The organism is Psychrobacter sp. FME5, assembly GCF_014861375.1.
Taxonomy (GTDB): Bacteria; Pseudomonadota; Gammaproteobacteria; order Pseudomonadales; family Moraxellaceae; genus Psychrobacter.
On record NZ_RRYX01000257.1, the window covers coordinates 1 to 678 of the forward strand.

A 678-nucleotide genomic window follows, 5' to 3' on the forward strand; every position below is an offset into this window, starting at 1 on the left:
GATAAAGTCAGTATCGAGTATCAGGTTAAACGACCAAAGACTGCTAATATCATCATGGACACCACTTACTTTGGTCGCAAGTTTGGGTTAATGGTCTTTATGGATAACACCACTAAAACCGTTCTTTATTACGCGATAGTGAGTCATGAAACTAATAGTGCCTATAAGCAAGGGATTGATCACCTAGCATCGTTAGGCGTTGATATACAAAGTATTACCTGCGATGGTAGACGAGGACTGCGTACGTTATTTACCTGTACCCCATGCCAGATGTGCCAGTTTCATCAAATACAAATAGTGACCCGCTACCTCACTCGTCGCCCTAAGAACATCGCCAGTATTGAGCTTAGACAGCTCGCTTTAAACATAATACAGCTTGATAAGACAGCGTTCATAAAGCGCTTAGATCACTGGTATTTGACTCATGAAGCCTATCTTAGTGAACGTAGTACCAATGAGGATACTGGTAGAACGTGGTACACGCACAAGCGTCTTAGAAGTGCTTATCGTAGTCTACGAACCAATAGTAACTGGCGGTTTACTTATCGAGAATATGAGCACTTAGATATACCAAATACGACCAATTCTCTTGAAGGGTTATTCAGTGAGCTAAAGCGACAATTGCACAGTCATCATGGGTTAAATGAGTACCGTAAGTTACGGTTTATTAAAGACTTT

General features: G+C 41.2%; 1 protein-coding gene. It reads left to right on the forward strand.

Features of this window, described 5'->3' with window-relative positions; genetic code table 11:
- The coding region (locus tag EI161_RS14580; RefSeq protein WP_225735427.1) for a hypothetical protein at nucleotides 1-678 on the forward strand (678 nt) is incomplete at both ends.